Origin of the sequence: Methylobacterium sp. Leaf361, from assembly GCF_001424445.1 — a bacterium.
Classification (GTDB): domain Bacteria; phylum Pseudomonadota; class Alphaproteobacteria; order Rhizobiales; family Beijerinckiaceae; genus Methylobacterium.
Genome location: NZ_LMPY01000023.1, coordinates 131,069 through 149,577, shown reverse-complemented (window position 1 = coordinate 149,577; position 18,509 = coordinate 131,069). Strand labels below are relative to the sequence as shown.

Sequence of the window (18,509 nt, the reverse complement as noted above, 5' to 3'; positions counted from 1 at the left end):
TCCGCATCGGCGCGCGCCATACCGGCGCTTGCCTCCGGCCTGCTCCGGCCTACAGAATCCGCGCGATGACGCCGACAGCCGCCCTCGACACCCTGCTGACCGCGCTCCGGGACGGGCTCGGCGCGCGGCACGTGCTGACGGATCCCGACGCCCTCGCGCCCTACCTGACGGAGAGCCGCCGCCTGTTCACCGGGTCGGCCCTGGCCGTGCTGCGGCCGGGGAGCACCGAGGAGGTCGCCTTCGCGGTCCGCGCCTGCACGCAGGCCGGGATCGCCGTCGTGCCGCTCGGCGGCAATACCGGCCTCACCGGCGCCGGCGTGCCGCAGGGCGGCGTCGTCCTGTCCCTGGAACGCATGAACCGCCTGCGCGCGGTCGACCCGGTGGACGCCACCATCACGGTCGAGGCCGGGATGATCCTGCAGGAGGTGCAGGAGGCGGCCGAGGCCGCCGGCATGCTGTTCCCGCTCTCCTACGCGTCGCGCGGCTCGGCCCGGATCGGCGGCGGCGTCAGCACCAATGCCGGCGGGATCGCGGTCCTCGCCTACGGCAACGCCCGCGATCTCGTCCTCGGGCTCGAGGTCGTGCTCGCCGACGGGCGCGTCTGGAACGGGCTCAGGGCCCTGCGCAAGGACAATGCCGGCTACGACCTGAAGCAGCTCTTCATCGGCTCGGAGGGCACGCTGGGCATCGTCACGGCGGCGGTGCTGAAGCTGTTCCCGCGGCCGCGCTCGACGAGCGTCGCCTTCGTCGGCCTCGACTCGGCGAAGGCGGCTCTGGACCTGTTCGTCTTCCTGCGGACGCGGATGGACCGCGACCTGACGGCGTTCGAGTACCTGCCGCCCTTCGCCCTGGAGATCGTGCTGCGCCACGTCCCGGGGACGGTGCGGCCGCTGGACGGCGCGCACGGCGCCTACGCGCTGATCGAGGTCGCGTCCGCGCGCCCGGACGCCGACACGGGGGCCGAACTGGAATCGGCCCTCGGGCAGGCCCTGGAGGACGGGCTGATCGCCGACGCCACCATCGCGACCAGCGGGGCCCAGAACGCCGCGCTCTGGCGCCTGCGCGAGGGCGTTCCCGAAGCGCAGACCCGCGAGGGCGCCTCGATCAAGCACGACGTCTCGGTGCCGCTCTCCCGCCTGCCCGAGTTCCTGGAGCGGGCGGGGGCGGCCTGCCTCGCCGAGATGCCGGGCCTGAGGCCCTGCGGCTTCGGCCATTTCGGCGACGGCAACATCCATTTCAACCTGTCACAGCCGCCCGGCATGGAGCCCGCGGCGTTCCTGTCCGCCTGGGGCCGGTTCAACCGGATCGTTCACGACCTCGTGCACGCCCTGGGCGGCTCCATCGCGGCCGAGCACGGCGTCGGCCTCATCAAGCGCGAGGAACTCGCGCGCTACGGCGACCCGGTCGGGCTCGACCTCATGCGGCGCCTGAAGGCCGCGCTCGATCCGGACGACCTGCTCAACCCCGGCAAGGTGCTCGCCCCGACCGATCGCGGTGCGCCGCCGGCCTGAGCGAATTTGTGCATCGCGCCATAATTCGGCGCGGAGACGGGTGCAGGACAGCCACGCCGCGCCGCGAACCGCCGGGGCGGCCCGTCGCGTTAAGCCGCTGCTAACGCTTCGGACACACGCTCAATACAGACGGCGGAGACGGATCCGTCGGCGCCAGGCATGGCAATTGCTCTGAGGCCTCCCTATCTCGCACGTGCGAGATCGAACGACGAACCGTCACCGACAGGCTGTTTTCACATCCATCTGGAGACCGACGGAATGCCCACCTCCCAGGCCCGCGTGCAGACCACCGAGGCGAGCCGCTACCTGCAGCAGCTCTGCCGGCACTGGAGCCACAAGTTCAAGGTCGAGGCGACCCCCGTTCACGGCACCGTGCCCTTCGGCGAGGACCGCGTCTGCACCTTCGATGCCGAGCCCGACGCGCTGGTGATGCGCATCGACAGCTCCGACCCGGTCAACCTGACCCGGCTGGAGAACGTCGTGGCCGACCATCTCGCCCGCTTCGCCTTCCGCGAGAGCCTCGGCGACATCCGCTGGTCGCGCGCCGCCTGAGGGCCCGCGCAGCGCGATCACGGGCGACCCGTCCGGCTACAGGCCCGGGCGGGTTCTGAGATCCCGATCGAAGCGCGGCAGTGGCGCACCACTTGCACGCGAACCTGGCTTGCGGCCAGATCGGACGCCGCCGTGACCGGGATCGATTCATGAAGCGACGCACCCTGCTGACCGGCGCCGGAGCCCTGATGGCCGGGGCTCTCGCCCGGCCGGCCCTGGTCCGAGCGGCCTCCGCGACGACCCTGCGGTTCGTCCCCTACGCGGACCTCGCGCTCCTCGACCCGATCATCACCACCAATTACGTCACGCGCACCCACGCGCTGATGGTGTTCGACACGCTCTATAGCCTCGACACCGCCTACCGCGCTCAGCCGCAGATGGTGGCGGGCCACGAGGTCGCGTCCGACGGCCTCACGTGGCGCCTGACCCTGCGGGACGGCCTGCGCTTCCACGACGGGACGCCCGTCCTCGGCCGCGACGTGGTGGCGAGCCTGAAGCGCTGGGCGCAGCGCGATGCCTACGGCGGGACCCTGTTCGCGACGGTGGACGAACTCTCGGCGCCCTCCGACACGGTGGTGCAGTTCCGCCTGAAGCGGCCCTTCCCGCTCCTGCCGGACGCGCTGGCCAAGCCGACCTCCTACGTCCCGGTGATCATGCCGGAGCGCCTGAGCGCGACGCCCGCGACGCAGCCGGTGCCGGAGATTGTCGGCAGCGGCCCGTTCCGCTTCGTCCCCGAGGAGCGGGTCCCGGGCTCGCTCAACGTCTACCGCCGGTTCGAGGCCTATCGACCGCGCCCCGACGGCACGCCGAGCTTCACGGCGGGGCCGCGGATCGCGCATTTCGACCGCGTCGAGTGGCGCACGATCCCCGACGGGGCCACCGCGGCCGGCGCCCTGCGCTCGGGCGAGATCGACTGGTGGGAGCAGCCCCTCGTCGATCTCGTGCCGGACCTGAACCGCCAGCCCGCCGTGCGGGTGGATCTGGTGGAGACCGCCGGGCTGATCGGCCAGATCCGCCTCAACCACACCCTGCCGCCCTTCGACAATCCCGCGATCAGCCGGGCGCTGCTCGCGGCCGTCGACCAGACCGAGATGATGGACGCCGTCGCCGGCAGCGATCCGGCGATCCGGCGCGGGCCCGTCGGCATCTTCACGGCCGGCGGGCCGATGGCGTCCTCGGCCGGCATGGAAGCGCTGACCGCCCCCCGCGACCTGGCCGCCGCGAAGCGGGCGCTGGCGGCGGCGGGCTACAAGGGCGAGCGCGTCGTGCTGCTCTCCGGGACCGACGTGCCGCGGATCAACGCGATCTGCGAGGTGATGGCCGATGCCTGCCGCAAGATCGGGATGAACCTCGACGTCGTCGCCACCGACTGGGGGACGGTCAACCAGCGGATCCTGAACGCCAAGCCCCTGGACCAGGGTGGCTGGTCGATGTTCGGCATCTTCTCCGGCGGGCTCGACCACCTCTCGCCGGCCTACCATCTGGCCGCCCGCGGGAACGGCCGGGCCGGCGTGCCGAGCTGGCTGACCGACGCGCCCCTGGAGGAACTGCGCGGCGCGTGGTTCGACGCGCCTGACCTCGACGCCCAGAGTGCCCTGGCGGCGCGGATCCAGGCGCGGGCGCTGGAGGTCGGCGCCTACCTGCCCTGCGGCCAGTATTTCCAGCCAACCGCCTACCGGCGCGACCTCGAAGGCATGCTGACCGGGCTGCCGCTGTTCTGGAACCTGCGCCGGTCGGCCTGACCGGGCAGATGCGAGCTCACCCGACGCTCATCAGGCTGGCATTGCCGCCGGCCGCCGCGGTGTTGATCGTGGTGGTGACCTCCTCCACCAGGCCGGCCGGATCGTAGAGATCGCCGGCCGCCAGCGCCTCCGGGCAGCGGGCCTGGATCGGCAGGATCGCGCCCTCGCGGGCCGCGACGGCCCTGTTCAGGGCCAGCAGGTCGTCGGCGTCGCCCGCGAACAGGACCCCGGCGATCGCGCCCGCGCGCCCGAGGTCCGGCGCCCGGGCAACCCGCGCCGCGCACGCTTCCGGCAGACCGTCCAGGACCGGATCGCGCCCGTCCGGCCCGATGACGACGGCCGCGTTGCCCGTGCCGAGGATCGCGCCGATCTGAAGCAGCAGCGCCGTCTCGGTGGCCGCGACGGCCGCGACGCGCCCACGGGGACGCAGCGCGTACAGGTTGTGCTCACCGACGGGACCGGCCGGCGCGATCGCGGCGCGGCCGGGATAGCGGACGGATTCGAGCCTGTCCGCGAGGTCGTGCCGGCGCCGCGAGCGCAGCCACGCCGTGTAGGGACGCAGCGCCCCGTCGTCGGTGGGCAGCCCGTCGCGGGCGGCGGCGGGCGCGCGCCGCAGCAGGCGGCCGAGGGCTAGCGGGCCGCCGGCCTTCGGGCCCGTCCCCGACAGCCCGGAGCCGCCGAAGGGCTGCACGCCGACCACCGCGCCGATGATGTTGCGATTGACGTAGCGGTTGCCGGCCCGCACGCGATCGAGGACCCGGTCGATGGTCTCGTCGATGCGGCTGTGCAGCCCGAAGGTGAGCCCGTAGCCGGTCGCGTCGATCGCCGCCAGGAGCGCGTCGAGGCCGTCGCGGCGGTAGCACAGCACGTGCAGCACCGGCCCGAACACCTCCTGCTCGACATCGGCGACGGCCCCGATCTCGATCAGGGTCGGCGGCACGAAGGTCCCGGCGCTGGCCTCGGGCGGCAGGGGAAACTGCTCCACCGGGAAGCCCCGCGCGCGCATCCGCGTCACGTGTCCGACGACCCGGTCGGCGGCCTCGGCGGTGATGACCGGCCCGACATCGACGGGCAGGGCCCGCGGGTCTCCCACCCGCAGCTCGCGCAGGGCGCCCTTCAGCATGTGCAGCGTCCGGTCGGCGATCTCCTCCTGCAGGCACAGGATTCGGAGCGCCGAGCAGCGCTGCCCGGCGGAATCGAAGGCTGAGGCGATGACATCGGCCACCACCTGCTCGGCGAGCGCGGAGGAATCGACCACGAGGGCGTTCTGGCCGCCGGTCTCGGCCACGAACGGCACCGGCTCGCCGAAACGGTTCAGCCGCTCTGCCAGAGCTCGCTGGATGCCCTTGGCCACCGCCGTCGATCCGGTGAACATCACGCCCTGCACGCGCGGATCCTCGACCAGGGCGGCGCCGACCCGGCCGTCGCCCGGCAGGAGGTGCAGCGCCTCGACGGGAATCCCGGCCGCGTGCAGCGCGCGGACGGCAGCGGCCGCGATCAGCGGGGTCTCCTCGGCGGGTTTCGCCAGGACCGTGTTGCCCGCCGCCAGGGCGGCCGCGACCTGACCGACGAAGATCGCCAGCGGGAAATTCCACGGCGCGATGCAGGCGACCGGACCGAGCGGCGCGTGTGCCTCCCCGAGGGTCCGCTCGGCCTCCGCGGCGGCGTAGCGGAGGAAGTCGACCGCCTCGCGGATCTCCGCGACGGCGCTCGCGCAGGTCTTGCCCGCCTCCCGCACGACGAGGCCGATCAGCGGCGGCATCTGCGCCTCGAAGGCGTCGGCGGCCCGCCGCAGGCAGGCGGCGCGCGCCGTCGCCGGCGTCGCCGCCCAGCCGGCCGCGCCCACTTGCGCGCGCGCCACGGCGACCGCCACGGTCTCGGCCGTCGCCGCCCGGTAGAAGCCGACGATGTCCCGGCGGTCGGCGGGATTGTGGACGGGTTCGTCGGCCGCCGCGTCGTCCGCGCCCGAGGGTGCCGCCCGCCACGCGGTGCGGCCGCTCGCCGCCAACCCGTCCGACAGCCGGGCGAGCTCCGCCTCGTCGGCGAGGTCGAGCCCGGCCGCGTTGGCGCGGGCCGGGCCGTAGAGCGCCCGGGGGGCCGCGATCCGCGGATGCGGCGCGCCGGGATCCGGCGCGGCCTCGACGGTTGCGACGGGGTCGGCGATCAGGTCCGCGACCGGCACGGCCTCGTCGGCGACCCGGTTGACGAAGGACGTGTTGGCCCCGTTCTCCAGGAGGCGCCGCACCAGGTAGGCGAGCAGGGTCTCGTGCGTGCCCACGGGCGCGTAGATGCGGCAGGGCCGCTGCAGGACGGCGTCGGCCATCACGGCCTCGTAGAGCGGCTCGCCCATGCCGTGCAGGCACTGGAACTCGTACTGACCGAGCCGGAAATCCGGGCCCGCCATCGCGACGATGCTCGCCAGTGTCTGCGCGTTGTGGGTGGCGAATTGCGGTAAGACCGCGTCGGGCGCCGCGAGCAGCCGGCGCGCGCAGGCGAGGTACGAGACGTCGGTGTGGACCTTCCGGGTGAAGACCGGGAAATCCGCCAGACCGTCGACCTGCGCCCGCTTGATCTCGCTGTCCCAGTAGGCGCCCTTCACGAGGCGCACCATCAGCCGCCGGCGGCACCGCCGCGCGAGGTCGATCAGCACGTCGATGACGAACGGGCAGCGCTTGCCGTAGGCCTGGACCACGAAGCCGAGCCCGTCCCAGCCGGCGAGGTCGGGTTCGGCGGCGAGCCGCTCCAGGATGTCGAGCGACAGGTCGAGGCGGTCGGCCTCCTCGGCGTCGATGTTGAGACCGATGCCGTGGCCCTCGGCGAGGCGGGCGAGGTCCCGCACGCGGGGATAGAGTTCGGACAGGACCCGGTCGCGCTGCGCGCGGGCGTAGCGGGGATGGAGCGCCGAGAGCTTGATCGAGATTCCGGGGCCGCGGAGCACGCCGCGCCCGGCCGAGGCCGCGCCGATCGCCGCGATCGCGTCCGCGTAGGCGCGCCGGTAGCGCTCGGCGTCCTCGGCGGTCACGGCGGCCTCGCCGAGCATGTCGTACGAGTAGGTGAAGCCCTTCGCCTCGAGCCGCGCCGCGTGCCGCAGGGCCTCGGCGATGGTCCGCCCCGCCACGAACTGTTCGCCCATCATCCGCATGGCGAGATCGACGCCGGTGCGGATCACGGGCTCGCCGCCGCGGGCGATCAGCCGGGTGAGCGCGGCGGACAGGCCGGCCTCGTCCCGGGTCGCCGCGAGCCTGCCGGTCACGAGCAGGCCCCAGGTCGCCGCGTTGACGAAGGGCGACGGGCTGTGCCCCAGATGGGCGGCCCAGTCGCCGCCGGCGATCTTGTCGCGGATCAGCGCGTCCCGCGTCGCCGCGTCGGGGATGCGCAGAAGCGCCTCGGCGAGGCACATCAGCGCCACGCCCTCCTGGCTCGACAGCGCGTACTCGTGGATCAGCCCCTCGACGCCGCCGCGGGTGCCCTGGCGCCGCAGGGTCTCGACGAGGCGCCGCGCGTCCTCGGCGACGTGCCGAGCCGCCTCGGGCGGCAGGCGCGCTTCTTCGAGGAGCGGGAGCACGCAGTCCTGCTCGGGCCGCCGGCAGGCCGCGACCACCGTCCGCCGCAGGGGCGACAGGTCCGTCAGGCCGGCCGCGAACGCGCCGAAAGGCTCGCTCGCCGCCGCGGCCGCCTCGTCGACTACGCCGGATCCGGACATGGGCCGCCCCTCGGACACGGCGCGCTGGCATCGCGCCGTCGCGGACTCACGCTACACCGTCGGGGGCCCGCGTCGAGCCCGAACACGCTGTGGCCGATCGCGTCACTTCGAGGCCTGCGCGTGGGCGGATTCCAGCGCGACGGCCAGGAGCGGCTGCGCACCCTCCCGACGCAACGTCGCCACGGGAATCACCACCGGGTCGGCACAGGCCTGGACGACGTGGGCGAGGTCGAACTGCACCGCGAGGCCGCCGGTCTTGGCGTCGAGCCACGCCATCATGGCCGGCGGCTGCCCGTCATAAGTTTCGGCGACGGCCTCGCGGCACTCCTTGTCGGCGTCGTCCGCCTTCGGATCGCCCGTCTTCGGACGATAGCCCGCGAGGTAGAGGGCGTGCAGCCTCTTCGACGCGAGCGTCACCATCTTGGTCCCGCCCGGGCCCTCCGCCAGGGCGAGCTTGCCGGTCAGGGAGTTGGGCAGCAGGGTCGTCCAGTCGACCGGGGCGCCGGTGGTGAGATCGTAGACGATCGACATCGTGCCGCTATTTGGGTGCGCGCCGCCGCAGAACCCGCTGTCGAAGATGACGAAGCTCAGGAAGCGCGGGCCGCGCATCGGGGCCTGGACCGAGCGCTCCCAGGAACTGTTCTTCCCGCCCTGATCCTTGCACGCCTGCTCGGCCTTCAGGGCCCGCGCGTCGAGGCGCTTCAGCGCCGCGTTGATCCGACGCTCGGCCTCGTCGGCCGGCGCGGCGATCTGCGGCATGGCGGCGATGCCGGGGCTCGCGTCGGACGGCGCCTTCAGGACCACCGGCCCGTCACCGGCCTGGGCGGGCGCGGCCAGGCCCAGGAGGACGGCGCCAAGGCAGCCGATCTTGCGGCTGGCGCGGCGCGCGCGCGGCGGGAGGTTACGCTCGTACATCGTGCCTCGGCTCCTGTTCGGGCGGGGACGGAGGGTGTCAGATCCCCGCCGCGGGACGATCGGATCGGCGCAGCCCTAGCATCCGGGACGGCGACGCGGCGCGCGCTTTGACACCGGCGGAAGCGGTGTCAGAACGCCGGGATGACCGCGATCCTGATCTACGGCGCCACCGGCTATACCGGGCAGCTCCTGGCCGCGCACGCCGTCGGGCAGGGATTGCGCCCGATCCTGGCAGGGCGCGATCCCGAGAAGCTGCGGCCGCTGGCGGCCCGGCTGAACCTCGAGATGCGGGCCGCGCGGCTCGACGATGCCGCGGGCCTGCGGTCCGCCCTCGCGGGCGTGGCGGCGGTGATCCACGCGGCCGGCCCGTTCTCGCGGACGGCGCGGCCGATGGCCGAGGCCTGCCTCGCGGCCGGCGCGCACTACGTCGACATCACCGGCGAGATCGCCGTGCTGGAGGCCCTCGCGGCCAAGGATGCCGAGGCGAAGGCGGCCGGCATCGTCCTCCTGCCGGCGGTGGGCTTCGACGTGGTGCCGAGCGACTGCCTCGCCGCCCACGTGGCCGGCCGCGTTCCCGGCGCGACGCATCTGCGCATCTCCATCGGCGGGTTCGGCGGCTTCAGCCGCGGCACGGCCCGCACCATGGTGGAGGGCATCGCCTGGGGCACGCGGGTGCGCCGGAACGGGCGCATCGTCGAATTGCCTAGCCCGCCGCGCGCCACCGCGGATTTCGGAATGGGACCGCGCCGGACCGTCGGGCTCGGCTGGGGCGACGTGTCGAGCGCGTGGTACTCGACCGGTGTCCCGAACATCGACGTCTACTTCGAGGCCTTCCCCGCCATGGCTGCGGCGGCCGGCCTGCCCGCCGGCATTCGGCGGATCATCGCGGGCGGCACCGCCCAGCGCCTGATCAACCGCGGCATCGACCGGCTGCCGGAGGGCCCTTCGGCCGCCGCGCGCGAGAAGGCCCGCAGCACCTTCCTGGCGGAGGCCTGGGACGGCGCCGGCCGCCGCGCGGCGAGCCGGATGGAGACGCCTGAGGGCTACACGCTCACCGTCTGGACCGCTTTGGAGGCGGCCCGCCGCGTCGCCGCCGGCACCGTCGCGCCCGGCTTCCACACGCCGGTCACGGCCTTCGGCGCCGACTTCATCCTGAGCTTCCCGCACGTGGTCCGGACCGACCTCTGAGACGAGGCCTGCACGGCGGTCGGAATGGCCGTCTCTGCGAGCGCAGCGAAGCAATCCAGGGCTGCGCCACGCTCACCGAAGTTTCGCCTCCCCGGATCGCCGCGCTGCGCTCGCGATGACGGCGGAGCGCGCGCGCCGCTCCCTCACACGGTCGCGCCGATCTGCCAGGGGGCGAATTCCGACGCGCCGAAATCGAACTGCTCGCTCTTCGTCCGCTCGCCGCCGGCGACCCGCAGGATGAGGTCGAAGATCCGGTGGCCGGCCTGCTCCACGCTCTCCGCGCCGTCGAGGATCGTGCCGCAATTGACGTCCATGTCCTCCTCGAGTCGACGGTACATGGCCGAGTTGGTGGCGATCTTGATCGAGGGCGACGGCTTGCAGCCGAACACGCTACCGCGGCCGGTGGTGAAGCAGACGAGGTTCGCGCCGCCCGCGACCTGACCGGTCGCCGAGACCGGGTCGTAGCCGGGCGTGTCCATGAAGACGAAGCCCTTGGCGGTGACGGGGTCGGCATAGCGCAGCACGTCGACCAAGTTGGTGCTGCCGGCCTTCGCCATGGCGCCGAGGGACTTCTCCAAGATCGTGGTCAGGCCGCCGGCCTTGTTGCCCGGCGACGGGTTGGCGTCGATCTCCGAGCCCTCCTTGCGGGTGTACTCCTCCCACCAGTGCATCAGGTCGACGAGCTTCTGGCCGACCTCCGGGCTGATAGCGCGGCGGGTGAACAGGTGCTCGGCGCCGTAGGTCTCGGTGGTCTCCGACAGGATCACCGTGCCGCCGTTCCGCACCACGAGGTCGCTGGCGATCCCCAGCGCTGGGTTGGCCGACACGCCCGAATACCCGTCCGAGCCGCCGCACTGCAGGGCGACGATCAGCTCGCTCGCCGGCACCGGCTCGCGGTGGACCACGTTCGCCTCGGCCAGGATGCCGGTCACGAACTCGATTCCGGCCTCGACGGTCTTCCGGGTGCCGCCGAGGCTCTGGATGTTCATGCTGCGGATCCGGTCGCCGAGCCCCTGCTCCTCCAGGAAGGCGCCGATCTGGTTCACCTCGCAGCCGAGCCCGATCATGACGATATGAGAGAAGTTGACGTGCCGCGCGTAGCCCGCGAGCGTCCGCCGCAGGAGCCGGAGCGGCTCGCCCATCGCCATGCCGCAGCCGGTCTTGTGGGTCAGCGCCACGACACCGTCGACGTTGGGATAGGAGGCGAGCGGGTCGAGGCCGAGGATCGGGTGCCGCCGGAACGCGTCGGCGATCAGGTCGGCGACGTGCGCGCTGCAATTCACCGAGGTGAGGATGCCGACGTAGTTGCGCGTTGCCACGCGCCCGTCGGGGCGGCGGATGCCCTCGAAGGTCGCGGGCGGCGTCACCAGCTGGGTCGGCCTCGCATCGACCCCGAACGCGTAGTCCCGGGCGAACTCGCCCATCCCGAGATTGTGGACGTGGACGTGGCGGCCGGCCGCGATGTCCGCCTTGGCAAAGCCGATGATCTGCCCGTACTTGGTCACCGGCTCGCCGCTCCGGTGGGCCCGGACCGCGACCTTGTGGCCGGCCGGGATCCGCTCCGCCGCCGCGACGTTGTCGGCGACCGGCGTTCCCGGCTCGATGGCGCCGCGGGCCACGGCCACGCCGTCGGCGGGGCGGAGGGTGATCACGGGATACGTGGACATCGGTCTCTCCTCGGATTCCGTCGCGCCAGTCGCCGTCACCGCGCCGTCACCGCGCCGCTTCGGGGCGCAGGGCCGGGGCGCGAGCGTCGCGGACCGGCAGCGGCGCGATCTCGCCGACCACGAACAGGTAGATGAAGGCGCCCAACAGGCAGAACCCGCCGGCCACGATCAGGGGGATCACGAACGAGCCCTGGGTGACCGTCAGCATGACGCCGGTGAAGGTCGTCGTCACGATCCCGGCGACGTTCGACGCGAAGTTCTGGATGCCGCCGATCGAGGCCACGTGGGCCGGGGTCGGCGCCACGTCGCCTGGCAGCGCCCAGATCGAGGCCGCCGTGAAGGCGAGGCTGCCGTAGGCGACCGCGAAGCACAGCAGCGCCACGTAGATGTTGGGCGCGATGATCGACAGGGTGATCACCGACGACATCAGCATGCCGCCGACGAGGCAGGTCTTGCGGGCCGCGGTGAGGCTCCAGCCGCGGCGGTAGAGCGCGTCCGACGCGAAGCCGCCGAGCCAGCCCGCGGGGATCGACGCCAGGGCCGGCAGGCTGCCGAGCGTGCCGAGCTCCGCAAGGGAGAAGCCCCGCGCCTTGACCAGGTAGGTCGGGAACCACGTGATGAAGAAGTAGATCACGAAATTGAGGCAGAAGAACCCGGCCATCATGCCCCAGACCGTGCGGTAGCGGAACAGCGACAGCCACGGCACCTGGTTCTGGGCGTCCGCCGCGTCGACGGTCTTCGGCCGCTCCTGCGCGGCCCGCAGTCGGGCGAGCTCCTCCGGCGACACCTTCGGGTGGTTCTCGGGCTCGCGGTAGAGCCACATCCAGAACACCGCCCAGACGAAGCCCAGCACGCCGGTGACGACGAAGGATTCCCGCCAGCCCAGCGTCGCGATGACCCAGGAGACCAGCGGGATCGCCAGGGCCGAGCCCACCCGGGAGCCGCTGTCGAAGATGCTGCTGGCGAAGCTGCGCTCGCTGCGCGGGAACCACGAGGCCGCGACCTTGGCGAAGGACGGGTAGGCCCCGGCCTCACCGATACCGAGCAGCATGCGCAGGCCGAGCAGGGACAGGAACCCCCGTCCGACCGCGGTCAGCGCCGTGCAGGCCGACCACCAGACCACCGCGACCACGAGGGAGAGCCGCGCGCCGACCCGGTCGGCCACGTAGCCGAAGGGCAGCTGCATGATCGCGTAGGTCCAGAAGAAGCCCGACAGGATCAGGCCCATGTCGGTGGCGTCGAGCCCGAGTTCCTTGGACATGGACGGCGCGGCGACCGCCAAGTTGGCGCGGTCGATGTAGTTGATGGCGTTGGCGGCCATGCAGAGGCCGATCATGAGCCAGCGCAAGCGAGGCATCGTGGGCTCCTCCCGTCTTCCGGGTATGGCGTCCCCGGTCCGTGCGGCGCCCCCGTTGAGGCCGGGGGTCGCCGCCGAGCGTGGTGTCGTGCCGGATCGTTCCCGGTTCAGGTGCGGTAGGCGTTGCCGTCGAGGCCGTGCGGCCGGCCGGCGGCGAGCAGGGTCTCCCAGACGGGCTCGGGCAGCGGCACGCCCTCGGCGAGGCGCTCGGCGCGCATCCGCCGCTCCGGCTCGCCGGGCAGCAGGACCTCGGCGCCCGGCATCGGCTTGGCGCTCTTGAAGAACTCGAGATAGGCCCGCGTCTCGGCCGCGAGGGCGTCCTCGGTGCCGAGGGCCGACGGCGTGACGTAGATCGACAGCATGCCGTTGCAGATCCGCCGCTGCCCGGGCCCGGCCGTGCCGGAGCCAGTGAGCGCGCCGGCCAATAGCTCGCACATCAGCGCGAGGCCGGAGCCCTTGTGCTCGCCGAAGGCCCGGATCGCACCCGCCCCGCGCTGGTTGTCGCGCTCGACGCCCTCCAGCGGGCCGAACAGGGTCGCCGGGTCGGCGCTGAGGCGGCCGTCCGGCTCGATCAGCGCGCCCTCGGGCAGCGGCTTGCCGCCACGGGAAGCGACCAGCACCTTGCCCTCGGCGACCAGCGACGTGGCGAAGTCGAGGATGATCGGGTCGCCTCCTGGAACCGGGAAGCCGGCCGCGAAGGGCGCCGTCGAGAAGCGGCGCTCCACAGAGCCGAACGGCGCCACGAGGAGGCTGCCCGCCACGTTGACGAAATGGACCGAGACGAGCCCCGCCGCCGCCGCCCGCTCGGCCCACTCGCCGATCCGGCCGATATGCCCGGCATGCCGCAGGGCGATGATCGCGACGCCGTTCGCCCGCGCCTTGGCGATCCCGAGATCGACGGCGACGGGGCCGGCCGTCTGCCCGAACCCGTAATGGGCGTCGACGAGGGCGAAGTTCGGCGCGTCGGTCACGATCTCGGGCGTGCGGCCGGCCTCGACCTCGCCGGCGCGCAGCCACTCGACGTAGCGGGTGACGCGGACGACGCCGTGGCTGTCGTGGCCGGTGAGGTTCGCCGCCACCAGGAAGCGGCCGATGCGCTCGGCCTCCGGCTCGGCGCAGCCCTCGCGCACGAAGATGTCCCGCACGTAGGCGGTCAGCCTGTCGGCCGGAATCCGCATCCCGTCTCTCCCTCGCCGCGCCTCACCGAGCGCGTGCGGGATGAACCTAGCGCCCTCGCACGTGCGGGGCGAGCACCGGCGGGTGACGGCGGCCGCCACCTGTCGTCTCCGCCGGACCGGTCACGGGTCGGACGGGACGGGCCCGGGCGGGTCGCCGTAGGGGAAGAAGTCGGCGGCCCGCATCTGCGCGTAGGCGAGGTGATCGAGGCGCACCGTGCCGAGGAACGGCTCCGGCGGCTCCACCAGCAGGATCGTGCGGGCGTAGCCGCTGTCATCGAAGCCGCGCCGGAAATGCACCCGCGACTTGATCGCCACGACGTCGAAATCCGCCGGGTCCAGGCCGAGCCGCCACAGCTCGTCGGGCTCGACGATCTGCGCGAGCTGCGGGCTCAGCACGAGGACGTTGCCGACCCCGAACGCGACGCAGATCCAGGTGCCTCCGCCGCCGCTGCCGGCGACGCCGGGCTCCGGCGCGGCGACGACGCGCAGCACGGTCCCGGTGATGCGCACTGGGTCGCCCGCGGACGGGTCGCCGCCACCGCCGACCGGCGCGTCGAACGGGTCGCCGGCCGCGAGGGACCCCGCCGCGATGTCGGGCGACGCCACCGTGGCGACGAGAGTGCGGGCGAGGCCCTGCCGAAGGATCTCGCGCAGCAGCCAGGTCGCCCGGCCCGACCGGTCGCTGTGGTCGGCGAGGACGACCGGGGCGGCCCCCTCCGCCACCGCCGCCCGGGCGAGGCGCACGCCGTCGGCGATCGTGTGGATCCGCGTCGTCTCGAGCAGCGCGCGCCGCTGCCGCCACGCGAAATCCGCGACGTCCCGCGCCACCCGCTCGGCGAGGGCCGGGTCGTCGTCGGTGATCGCCTGCACGGTCATCCCGCCGTCCGGGGCGTCGCCCCACGGGAAGCCGAAGAAGACGTTGACGTACAGGTCCGGCTCGCGCGCCTCCCAGACGAGGGCCCGCTGCACGAGGTCGGACCACGGTGCGGCGCCGGTCCACTGCACGACGGTCGGCGAGAGGATCGGCACCTTGAGGGTCCGGTGCGCCGGCCGGAAGTCGCCGCGCACGGCGCGCACCAGCATCCGAGCGGCCCGCTGCCCCTGCAGGTGGCCGTCGTAATGCGGGAAGTACTTCACCGCGAAAGCCATGTCGGCGTGGTCGAGGAAGGCGGCGTCCTCGTTGCCGTGCAGGTCGAAGGTCCCGACTAGGATCGCCCCCTCGCCCACCGTGGCGCGCACCTGCCGGGCGATGTCGGCCTCCGGCCTGGGGACGCCGCGCACCGCCATCGCGCCGTGCAGGGCGAGATAGACCCCGTCAAACGGGCCCTGCATCCGCAGCTCCACCACCATCTGCCCGAGGAAATGCGCGTAGGCGTCGGCGGTGATCCAGCCCGAGGCGGTGCCGGTGCGCGGCCAGAGCGGCGAGGTGATCCCCACGAGCTCGACGCCGTCGTACTCCCGCGCCACCTGCACGAAGCCGCCCATGTAGCCCTTGGGATCGGTGGCGAGCAGCGCGGCCCCGGCAGCCGGTGAGCCGGGATAGATGAAGTCGTCCCGGGTCGTGTCGTTCGGCAGGAACGTGACGGTCTCGTGCGTGAACTGGAGGACGGCAAGGCGCATCGATGGTCGGTCCTCTGGGATCCGGGTGACGGTCAGGAGATCTCGCGCACGAGCTTCGCGATGAGCGAGCGGCCGAAGGCCGCGAAGCTCTCGGCGGTCATCACGAAGGCGCCCTCCCCGCCGATCACGACGCTCCGGTAATACGCGGCCAGGCCGCCCGCCGGATTGGTATGCTCTTTCAGGAAGGCCGGCATCCCCTCGGGTTCGGTGAGGATCACGATGCCGTTGACCGTGATGCCGGCCGCGACGGCGGCGTCCCGGGCCTCGGCGATGGGACGCCCGGCATTGCCGGTGCCGTCACCGGAGATGTCGATCACCCGGCGCTCGGCGCGGAACGGCGCTCGGGCCAGCAGGTCGGCGGCGAAACCGATCGCCGAGCCGATGGCGGTGCGGCCGTAGAACGGCCGCGGCACGGCGCCCAGACGCGCCGCGAAGGCGGCCGCGTCCTGCGCGGAGGCGATCACCATCCAGTCGACCGCCACCTGCTGCTCGCCGGGTCCGGCCCAGTCGAACAGGGCGACGCCGATGCGCCCGGTCGGGCCGTCGCCGATGGCGCGCAGCACGCGCGGGTCGCCGAAGGCCTCGGCGTAGCCGCGGCGCTCGAGGTCGAACCGGGCCTCGCTGATGCTGAGCGACACGTCCACCGCGAGGACGAGGAGCAGGTCGACGCCCGTATCCGCCGCGCGGGCGGGGCGGCCGGCCAGCGACAGGGCGGCGAACATCCCGGACAGGAACGGGCGTCGCCGCATGGCCGACCCTCGATCTGGGGCGCCCGCGCGGGACGGCGGGCGGCTCACCCATGCAACGAGCCTGCCGACCCGCCGGTTCGAGCGCTCCGGCCGCGCCGCGCGAAGGTTCCGCTCCCGCGGCGCGGACCCGCGCCGCTTTCGGCCGCATCACGGGCCGGGGCGGCCGCCCTACCTGCCGCGGTTCGGGGCGCCGCCGGCGCCGCCCACCCAGAGACAGTCGTCATGCAGCGTGTTCGCCGAATCGGTCGTGTCATCGAGAACGGGATCGTCGGAGCCGTGACCGGGACGGTCGCAGGCGTCAGCCGGATGATCGACGGGATGATCGGGCTGGTGGGCCGCCAGTCCGAGCGCCTCGACGCTCGCCTGTCGTCGCTCGCCGACGCGTCCCGGGCGCGCCACCGGCGCGAGGGCCGCCGGCAGATCGACCCGATCTCGCTGGAGTAGCAGCGCGCGACCCCGCGCCTAGAGCCCCGGTCCCTTGGCGGCCCCGAAGATGCGGCCCGGCTTGCCGTCGGCCGCGCCCTGGAGCAGGACGACCCAGGTGTCCGCGTCGGCGACGCGGGCCTGGGTGTCGGGCACCTCGAAGCGAGTCGGCTGGCCCGTCCAGGGACCGAGCCGCTGCATGCCGCGGACGACGTTGACGTAGGTCGCCGTCCGGCCGCCGTTCTCCCCGGACTGGATCGCGATGGCGCGGCTGCGGAGCACGGGCACCAGCCAGACGTCGCCGCGGATCTCGGTCTTGGCCTCCGGGGCCGCCCCGACCTCCACCAGGATCCGGTCGCCGTTGCTCTCCCCGCGCACCGGCACCGGCAGCCCGCCGTGCTGGCAGGCATCGCGGATCAGGCGCTCCAGGGCCGGCCGGTCGGACCCGACGGCGAAGCCGTTGCCGTCGACCACGACCTGGGGCGTGAACACCTGTCGGGCCCCGCGGCCCCGCGCGTAGGCGCGCTGGCGCTCGGTCAGCGGCCGCAGCGCGAGCGTGTCCTTCCAGCCGAGATAGTCCCAGTAGGTCACCGGCAGGGTCAGGGCGATGACGCCAGGCTTGTGGGCGAGGTCGCGCAGGACCGGGTCGGCGGAGCGGCAGGCGCCGCAGCCCTGGCTGGTGAAGAGCTCGACCACGGCGCGGACGGGCTCGGCCCGCGCCGGCATCGCGGCCAGCGTCGCGCAGGCAAGCAGCGCGGCGCGCAGCGCGCGGCGGTCGCGGGTCGGGGCGCGGTGCCGGGGCGTCATCGATCCATCAGACCGTCTGCGAGGCCGAAGGTGAAATCACGTTGGCTTGAGAGATCTCTACTGTCGGTTGAAGTGGCGCCGGCGCCACTCTCGGCTTGGGCAGCATGTCGGGCCGCCAGCGGCGATGCATCCACAGCCACTGGCCGGGATTCTCCCGCACCCAGCTCTCGACCACGGCCGTCATCGCCTGCATGGCGCCGGCGACGTCGATGGTCCCGTCGGCCGCCCTGGGCAGGTCCAAGGGCGGCGTCAGCTCGAGGCGGAAGCGGCCCTCCGGCAGGCGCACGACGCGCACGCCGTGCACCGGGCAGTCGTAGTGGCGGGCGAGCTTGGCCAAGAGGGGGTTGGCGAGGCACGGCCGGCCGAGGAACTCCACCACGACGCCGCGGGTGAAGTGCTGGTCGATCAGCTGACCCAGGTGGCCGCCGGTCTCGACCACGTCGCGCATGGCGAAGACGGCGCCCGGCGTGGAGGCGGCGAGCCCGCCCATCGTCCGGCGGCGGACCTCCTGGACGAGGCGCGCGGCGGCGGGGTTGTTCGGCGGCCGGAACACCGCGGTGGCGTCCAGGCCGAACCGGGCCGCGCAGATCGCCGGCAATTCCCAGTTCGCCAGATGCGCCGAGAAGATCAGACCGGGCCGGCCGTCGTCGCGCAGGGCGTAGAAGTGCTCGATCCCAGCGACCTCCGTCCGCAAGTCGCAGGTGGCGGCGGGATCGTAATCGAACAGGCTGTCGAGATGGGCGTATTCGGCCCCTGTCCGGCCGAGATTGTCCCAGGCCTCCAGGGCGATCCGCTTCCGCTCCGCCTCCGACATGTCGGGGAAGGCCGCCCGGAGGTTCGCCATCGCCGTGCGGTGCGCCGGCAGGAGCGGTCCGAGGGTTCGCAGGAGTGCGGCGCCGAGTGCCGTGGACCGGACCGGCCCGAGGATCCGGGCCAGCAGCACCAGGGCGCGGATCACCGGGATCATCGCGAAGCCCGCGAGGCGCGGGTACGACCGTTTGAGCAGGAGGGCGAGACGCAGCACAGTCGATTCCAGAGAACGGTACGGGCGGCCCCCCAGCGCACCCGTACAGCGACGTTTACGACAAGTCTCCCGC

14 protein-coding genes are annotated in these 18,509 nt (G+C 73.2%); 5 read left to right on the top strand and 9 right to left on the bottom strand.

Features of this window, described 5'->3' with window-relative positions; genetic code table 11:
• Positions 1-65 precede the first annotated feature (65 nt).
• From ASG32_RS16585 to ASG32_RS16575, 3 genes are all read left to right on the top strand, one after another.
• Positions 66-1,511 (top strand): FAD-binding oxidoreductase, encoded by a 1,446-nt coding sequence (locus ASG32_RS16585; protein WP_056528226.1) that lies wholly within the window; start codon positions 66-68, stop codon positions 1,509-1,511.
• Positions 1,512-1,769: 258 nt separating this feature from the next.
• Positions 1,770-2,063 (top strand): DUF2218 domain-containing protein, encoded by a 294-nt coding sequence (locus ASG32_RS16580; RefSeq protein ID WP_012320003.1) that lies wholly within the window; start codon positions 1,770-1,772, stop codon positions 2,061-2,063.
• A gap of 149 nt (positions 2,064-2,212) precedes the next feature.
• The gene (locus ASG32_RS16575; RefSeq protein ID WP_056528224.1) at positions 2,213-3,805 is read left to right on the top strand and encodes an ABC transporter substrate-binding protein; all 1,593 of its coding nucleotides are present in this window, start codon (positions 2,213-2,215) and stop codon (positions 3,803-3,805) included.
• A 16-nt stretch (positions 3,806-3,821) separates the two neighbouring features.
• On the opposite strand, the gene putA is transcribed toward ASG32_RS16575, so the two are convergent.
• Both putA and ASG32_RS16565 read right to left on the bottom strand, forming a co-directional pair.
• Positions 3,822-7,508: a trifunctional transcriptional regulator/proline dehydrogenase/L-glutamate gamma-semialdehyde dehydrogenase gene (gene putA, locus ASG32_RS16570; RefSeq protein ID WP_056528221.1), complete on the bottom strand. Its 3,687-nt coding sequence runs from the start codon at positions 7,506-7,508 to the stop codon at positions 3,822-3,824.
• Between the two features lie 102 nt (positions 7,509-7,610).
• Positions 7,611-8,423 (bottom strand): hypothetical protein, encoded by an 813-nt coding sequence (locus ASG32_RS16565; protein WP_056528218.1) that lies wholly within the window; start codon positions 8,421-8,423, stop codon positions 7,611-7,613.
• 141 nt (positions 8,424-8,564) lie between these two features.
• Here ASG32_RS16565 and ASG32_RS16560 point away from each other — a divergent pair, with 141 nt between their 5' ends.
• Entirely contained in the window at positions 8,565-9,611 is a 1,047-nt protein-coding gene (locus ASG32_RS16560) for a saccharopine dehydrogenase NADP-binding domain-containing protein (RefSeq protein WP_056528215.1), read from the top strand.
• 143 nt (positions 9,612-9,754) lie between these two features.
• Here ASG32_RS16560 and ASG32_RS16555 read toward each other — a convergent pair whose 3' ends face one another.
• From ASG32_RS16555 to ASG32_RS16535, 5 genes are all read right to left on the bottom strand, one after another.
• Positions 9,755-11,278, bottom strand: coding sequence for an altronate dehydratase family protein (locus ASG32_RS16555; protein WP_056528212.1), 1,524 nt, complete (start codon positions 11,276-11,278; stop codon positions 9,755-9,757).
• Positions 11,279-11,324: 46 nt separating this feature from the next.
• The gene (locus ASG32_RS16550; RefSeq protein WP_056528209.1) at positions 11,325-12,635 is read right to left on the bottom strand and encodes an MFS transporter; all 1,311 of its coding nucleotides are present in this window, start codon (positions 12,633-12,635) and stop codon (positions 11,325-11,327) included.
• A gap of 107 nt (positions 12,636-12,742) precedes the next feature.
• Complete coding sequence (locus ASG32_RS16545; RefSeq protein WP_056528207.1) at positions 12,743-13,813, bottom strand: malate/lactate/ureidoglycolate dehydrogenase; 1,071 nt, start codon at positions 13,811-13,813, stop codon at positions 12,743-12,745.
• 120 nt (positions 13,814-13,933) lie between these two features.
• Positions 13,934-15,433, bottom strand: a complete 1,500-nt coding sequence (locus ASG32_RS16540; RefSeq protein ID WP_056528204.1) for a M81 family metallopeptidase — start codon at positions 15,431-15,433, stop codon at positions 13,934-13,936.
• Positions 15,434-15,465: 32 nt separating this feature from the next.
• Positions 15,466-16,182 (bottom strand): DUF1194 domain-containing protein, encoded by a 717-nt coding sequence (locus ASG32_RS16535; RefSeq protein WP_056528201.1) that lies wholly within the window; start codon positions 16,180-16,182, stop codon positions 15,466-15,468.
• 222 nt (positions 16,183-16,404) lie between these two features.
• On the opposite strand from ASG32_RS16535, the gene ASG32_RS16530 reads away from it, so the two are divergent.
• Positions 16,405-16,626 (top strand): hypothetical protein, encoded by a 222-nt coding sequence (locus tag ASG32_RS16530; protein WP_056528197.1) that lies wholly within the window; start codon positions 16,405-16,407, stop codon positions 16,624-16,626.
• An 18-nt stretch (positions 16,627-16,644) separates the two neighbouring features.
• Here the strand turns inward: ASG32_RS16530 and ASG32_RS16525 are convergent, their stop codons facing one another.
• Together ASG32_RS16525 and ASG32_RS16520 are read right to left on the bottom strand one after the other, a co-directional pair.
• Positions 16,645-17,412: a DUF1223 domain-containing protein gene (locus ASG32_RS16525; protein WP_056528194.1), complete on the bottom strand. Its 768-nt coding sequence runs from the start codon at positions 17,410-17,412 to the stop codon at positions 16,645-16,647.
• A gap of 7 nt (positions 17,413-17,419) precedes the next feature.
• Positions 17,420-18,436, bottom strand: coding sequence for a lipid A biosynthesis lauroyl acyltransferase (locus tag ASG32_RS16520; protein ID WP_056528191.1), 1,017 nt, complete (start codon positions 18,434-18,436; stop codon positions 17,420-17,422).
• Positions 18,437-18,509 lie beyond the last annotated feature (73 nt).

What these genes read in the sequence shown, in the direction of transcription:
- ASG32_RS16540 (WP_056528204.1), bottom strand. Translation starts at nt 15,433, where the DNA reads ATGCGCCTTGCCGTCCTCCAGTTCACGCACGAGACCGTCACGTTCCTG.
- ASG32_RS16525 (WP_056528194.1), bottom strand. Translation starts at nt 17,412, where the DNA reads ATGACGCCCCGGCACCGCGCCCCGACCCGCGACCGCCGCGCGCTGCGC.
- ASG32_RS16535 (WP_056528201.1), bottom strand. Translation starts at nt 16,182, where the DNA reads ATGCGGCGACGCCCGTTCCTGTCCGGGATGTTCGCCGCCCTGTCGCTG.
- ASG32_RS16560 (WP_056528215.1), top strand. Translation starts at nt 8,565, where the DNA reads ATGACCGCGATCCTGATCTACGGCGCCACCGGCTATACCGGGCAGCTC.
- putA (WP_056528221.1), bottom strand. Translation starts at nt 7,508, where the DNA reads ATGTCCGGATCCGGCGTAGTCGACGAGGCGGCCGCGGCGGCGAGCGAG.
- ASG32_RS16575 (WP_056528224.1), top strand. Translation starts at nt 2,213, where the DNA reads ATGAAGCGACGCACCCTGCTGACCGGCGCCGGAGCCCTGATGGCCGGG.
- ASG32_RS16565 (WP_056528218.1), bottom strand. Translation starts at nt 8,423, where the DNA reads ATGTACGAGCGTAACCTCCCGCCGCGCGCGCGCCGCGCCAGCCGCAAG.
- ASG32_RS16530 (WP_056528197.1), top strand. Translation starts at nt 16,405, where the DNA reads ATGCAGCGTGTTCGCCGAATCGGTCGTGTCATCGAGAACGGGATCGTC.
- ASG32_RS16555 (WP_056528212.1), bottom strand. Translation starts at nt 11,278, where the DNA reads ATGTCCACGTATCCCGTGATCACCCTCCGCCCCGCCGACGGCGTGGCC.
- ASG32_RS16580 (WP_012320003.1), top strand. Translation starts at nt 1,770, where the DNA reads ATGCCCACCTCCCAGGCCCGCGTGCAGACCACCGAGGCGAGCCGCTAC.
- ASG32_RS16585 (WP_056528226.1), top strand. Translation starts at nt 66, where the DNA reads ATGACGCCGACAGCCGCCCTCGACACCCTGCTGACCGCGCTCCGGGAC.
- ASG32_RS16545 (WP_056528207.1), bottom strand. Translation starts at nt 13,813, where the DNA reads ATGCGGATTCCGGCCGACAGGCTGACCGCCTACGTGCGGGACATCTTC.
- ASG32_RS16550 (WP_056528209.1), bottom strand. Translation starts at nt 12,635, where the DNA reads ATGCCTCGCTTGCGCTGGCTCATGATCGGCCTCTGCATGGCCGCCAAC.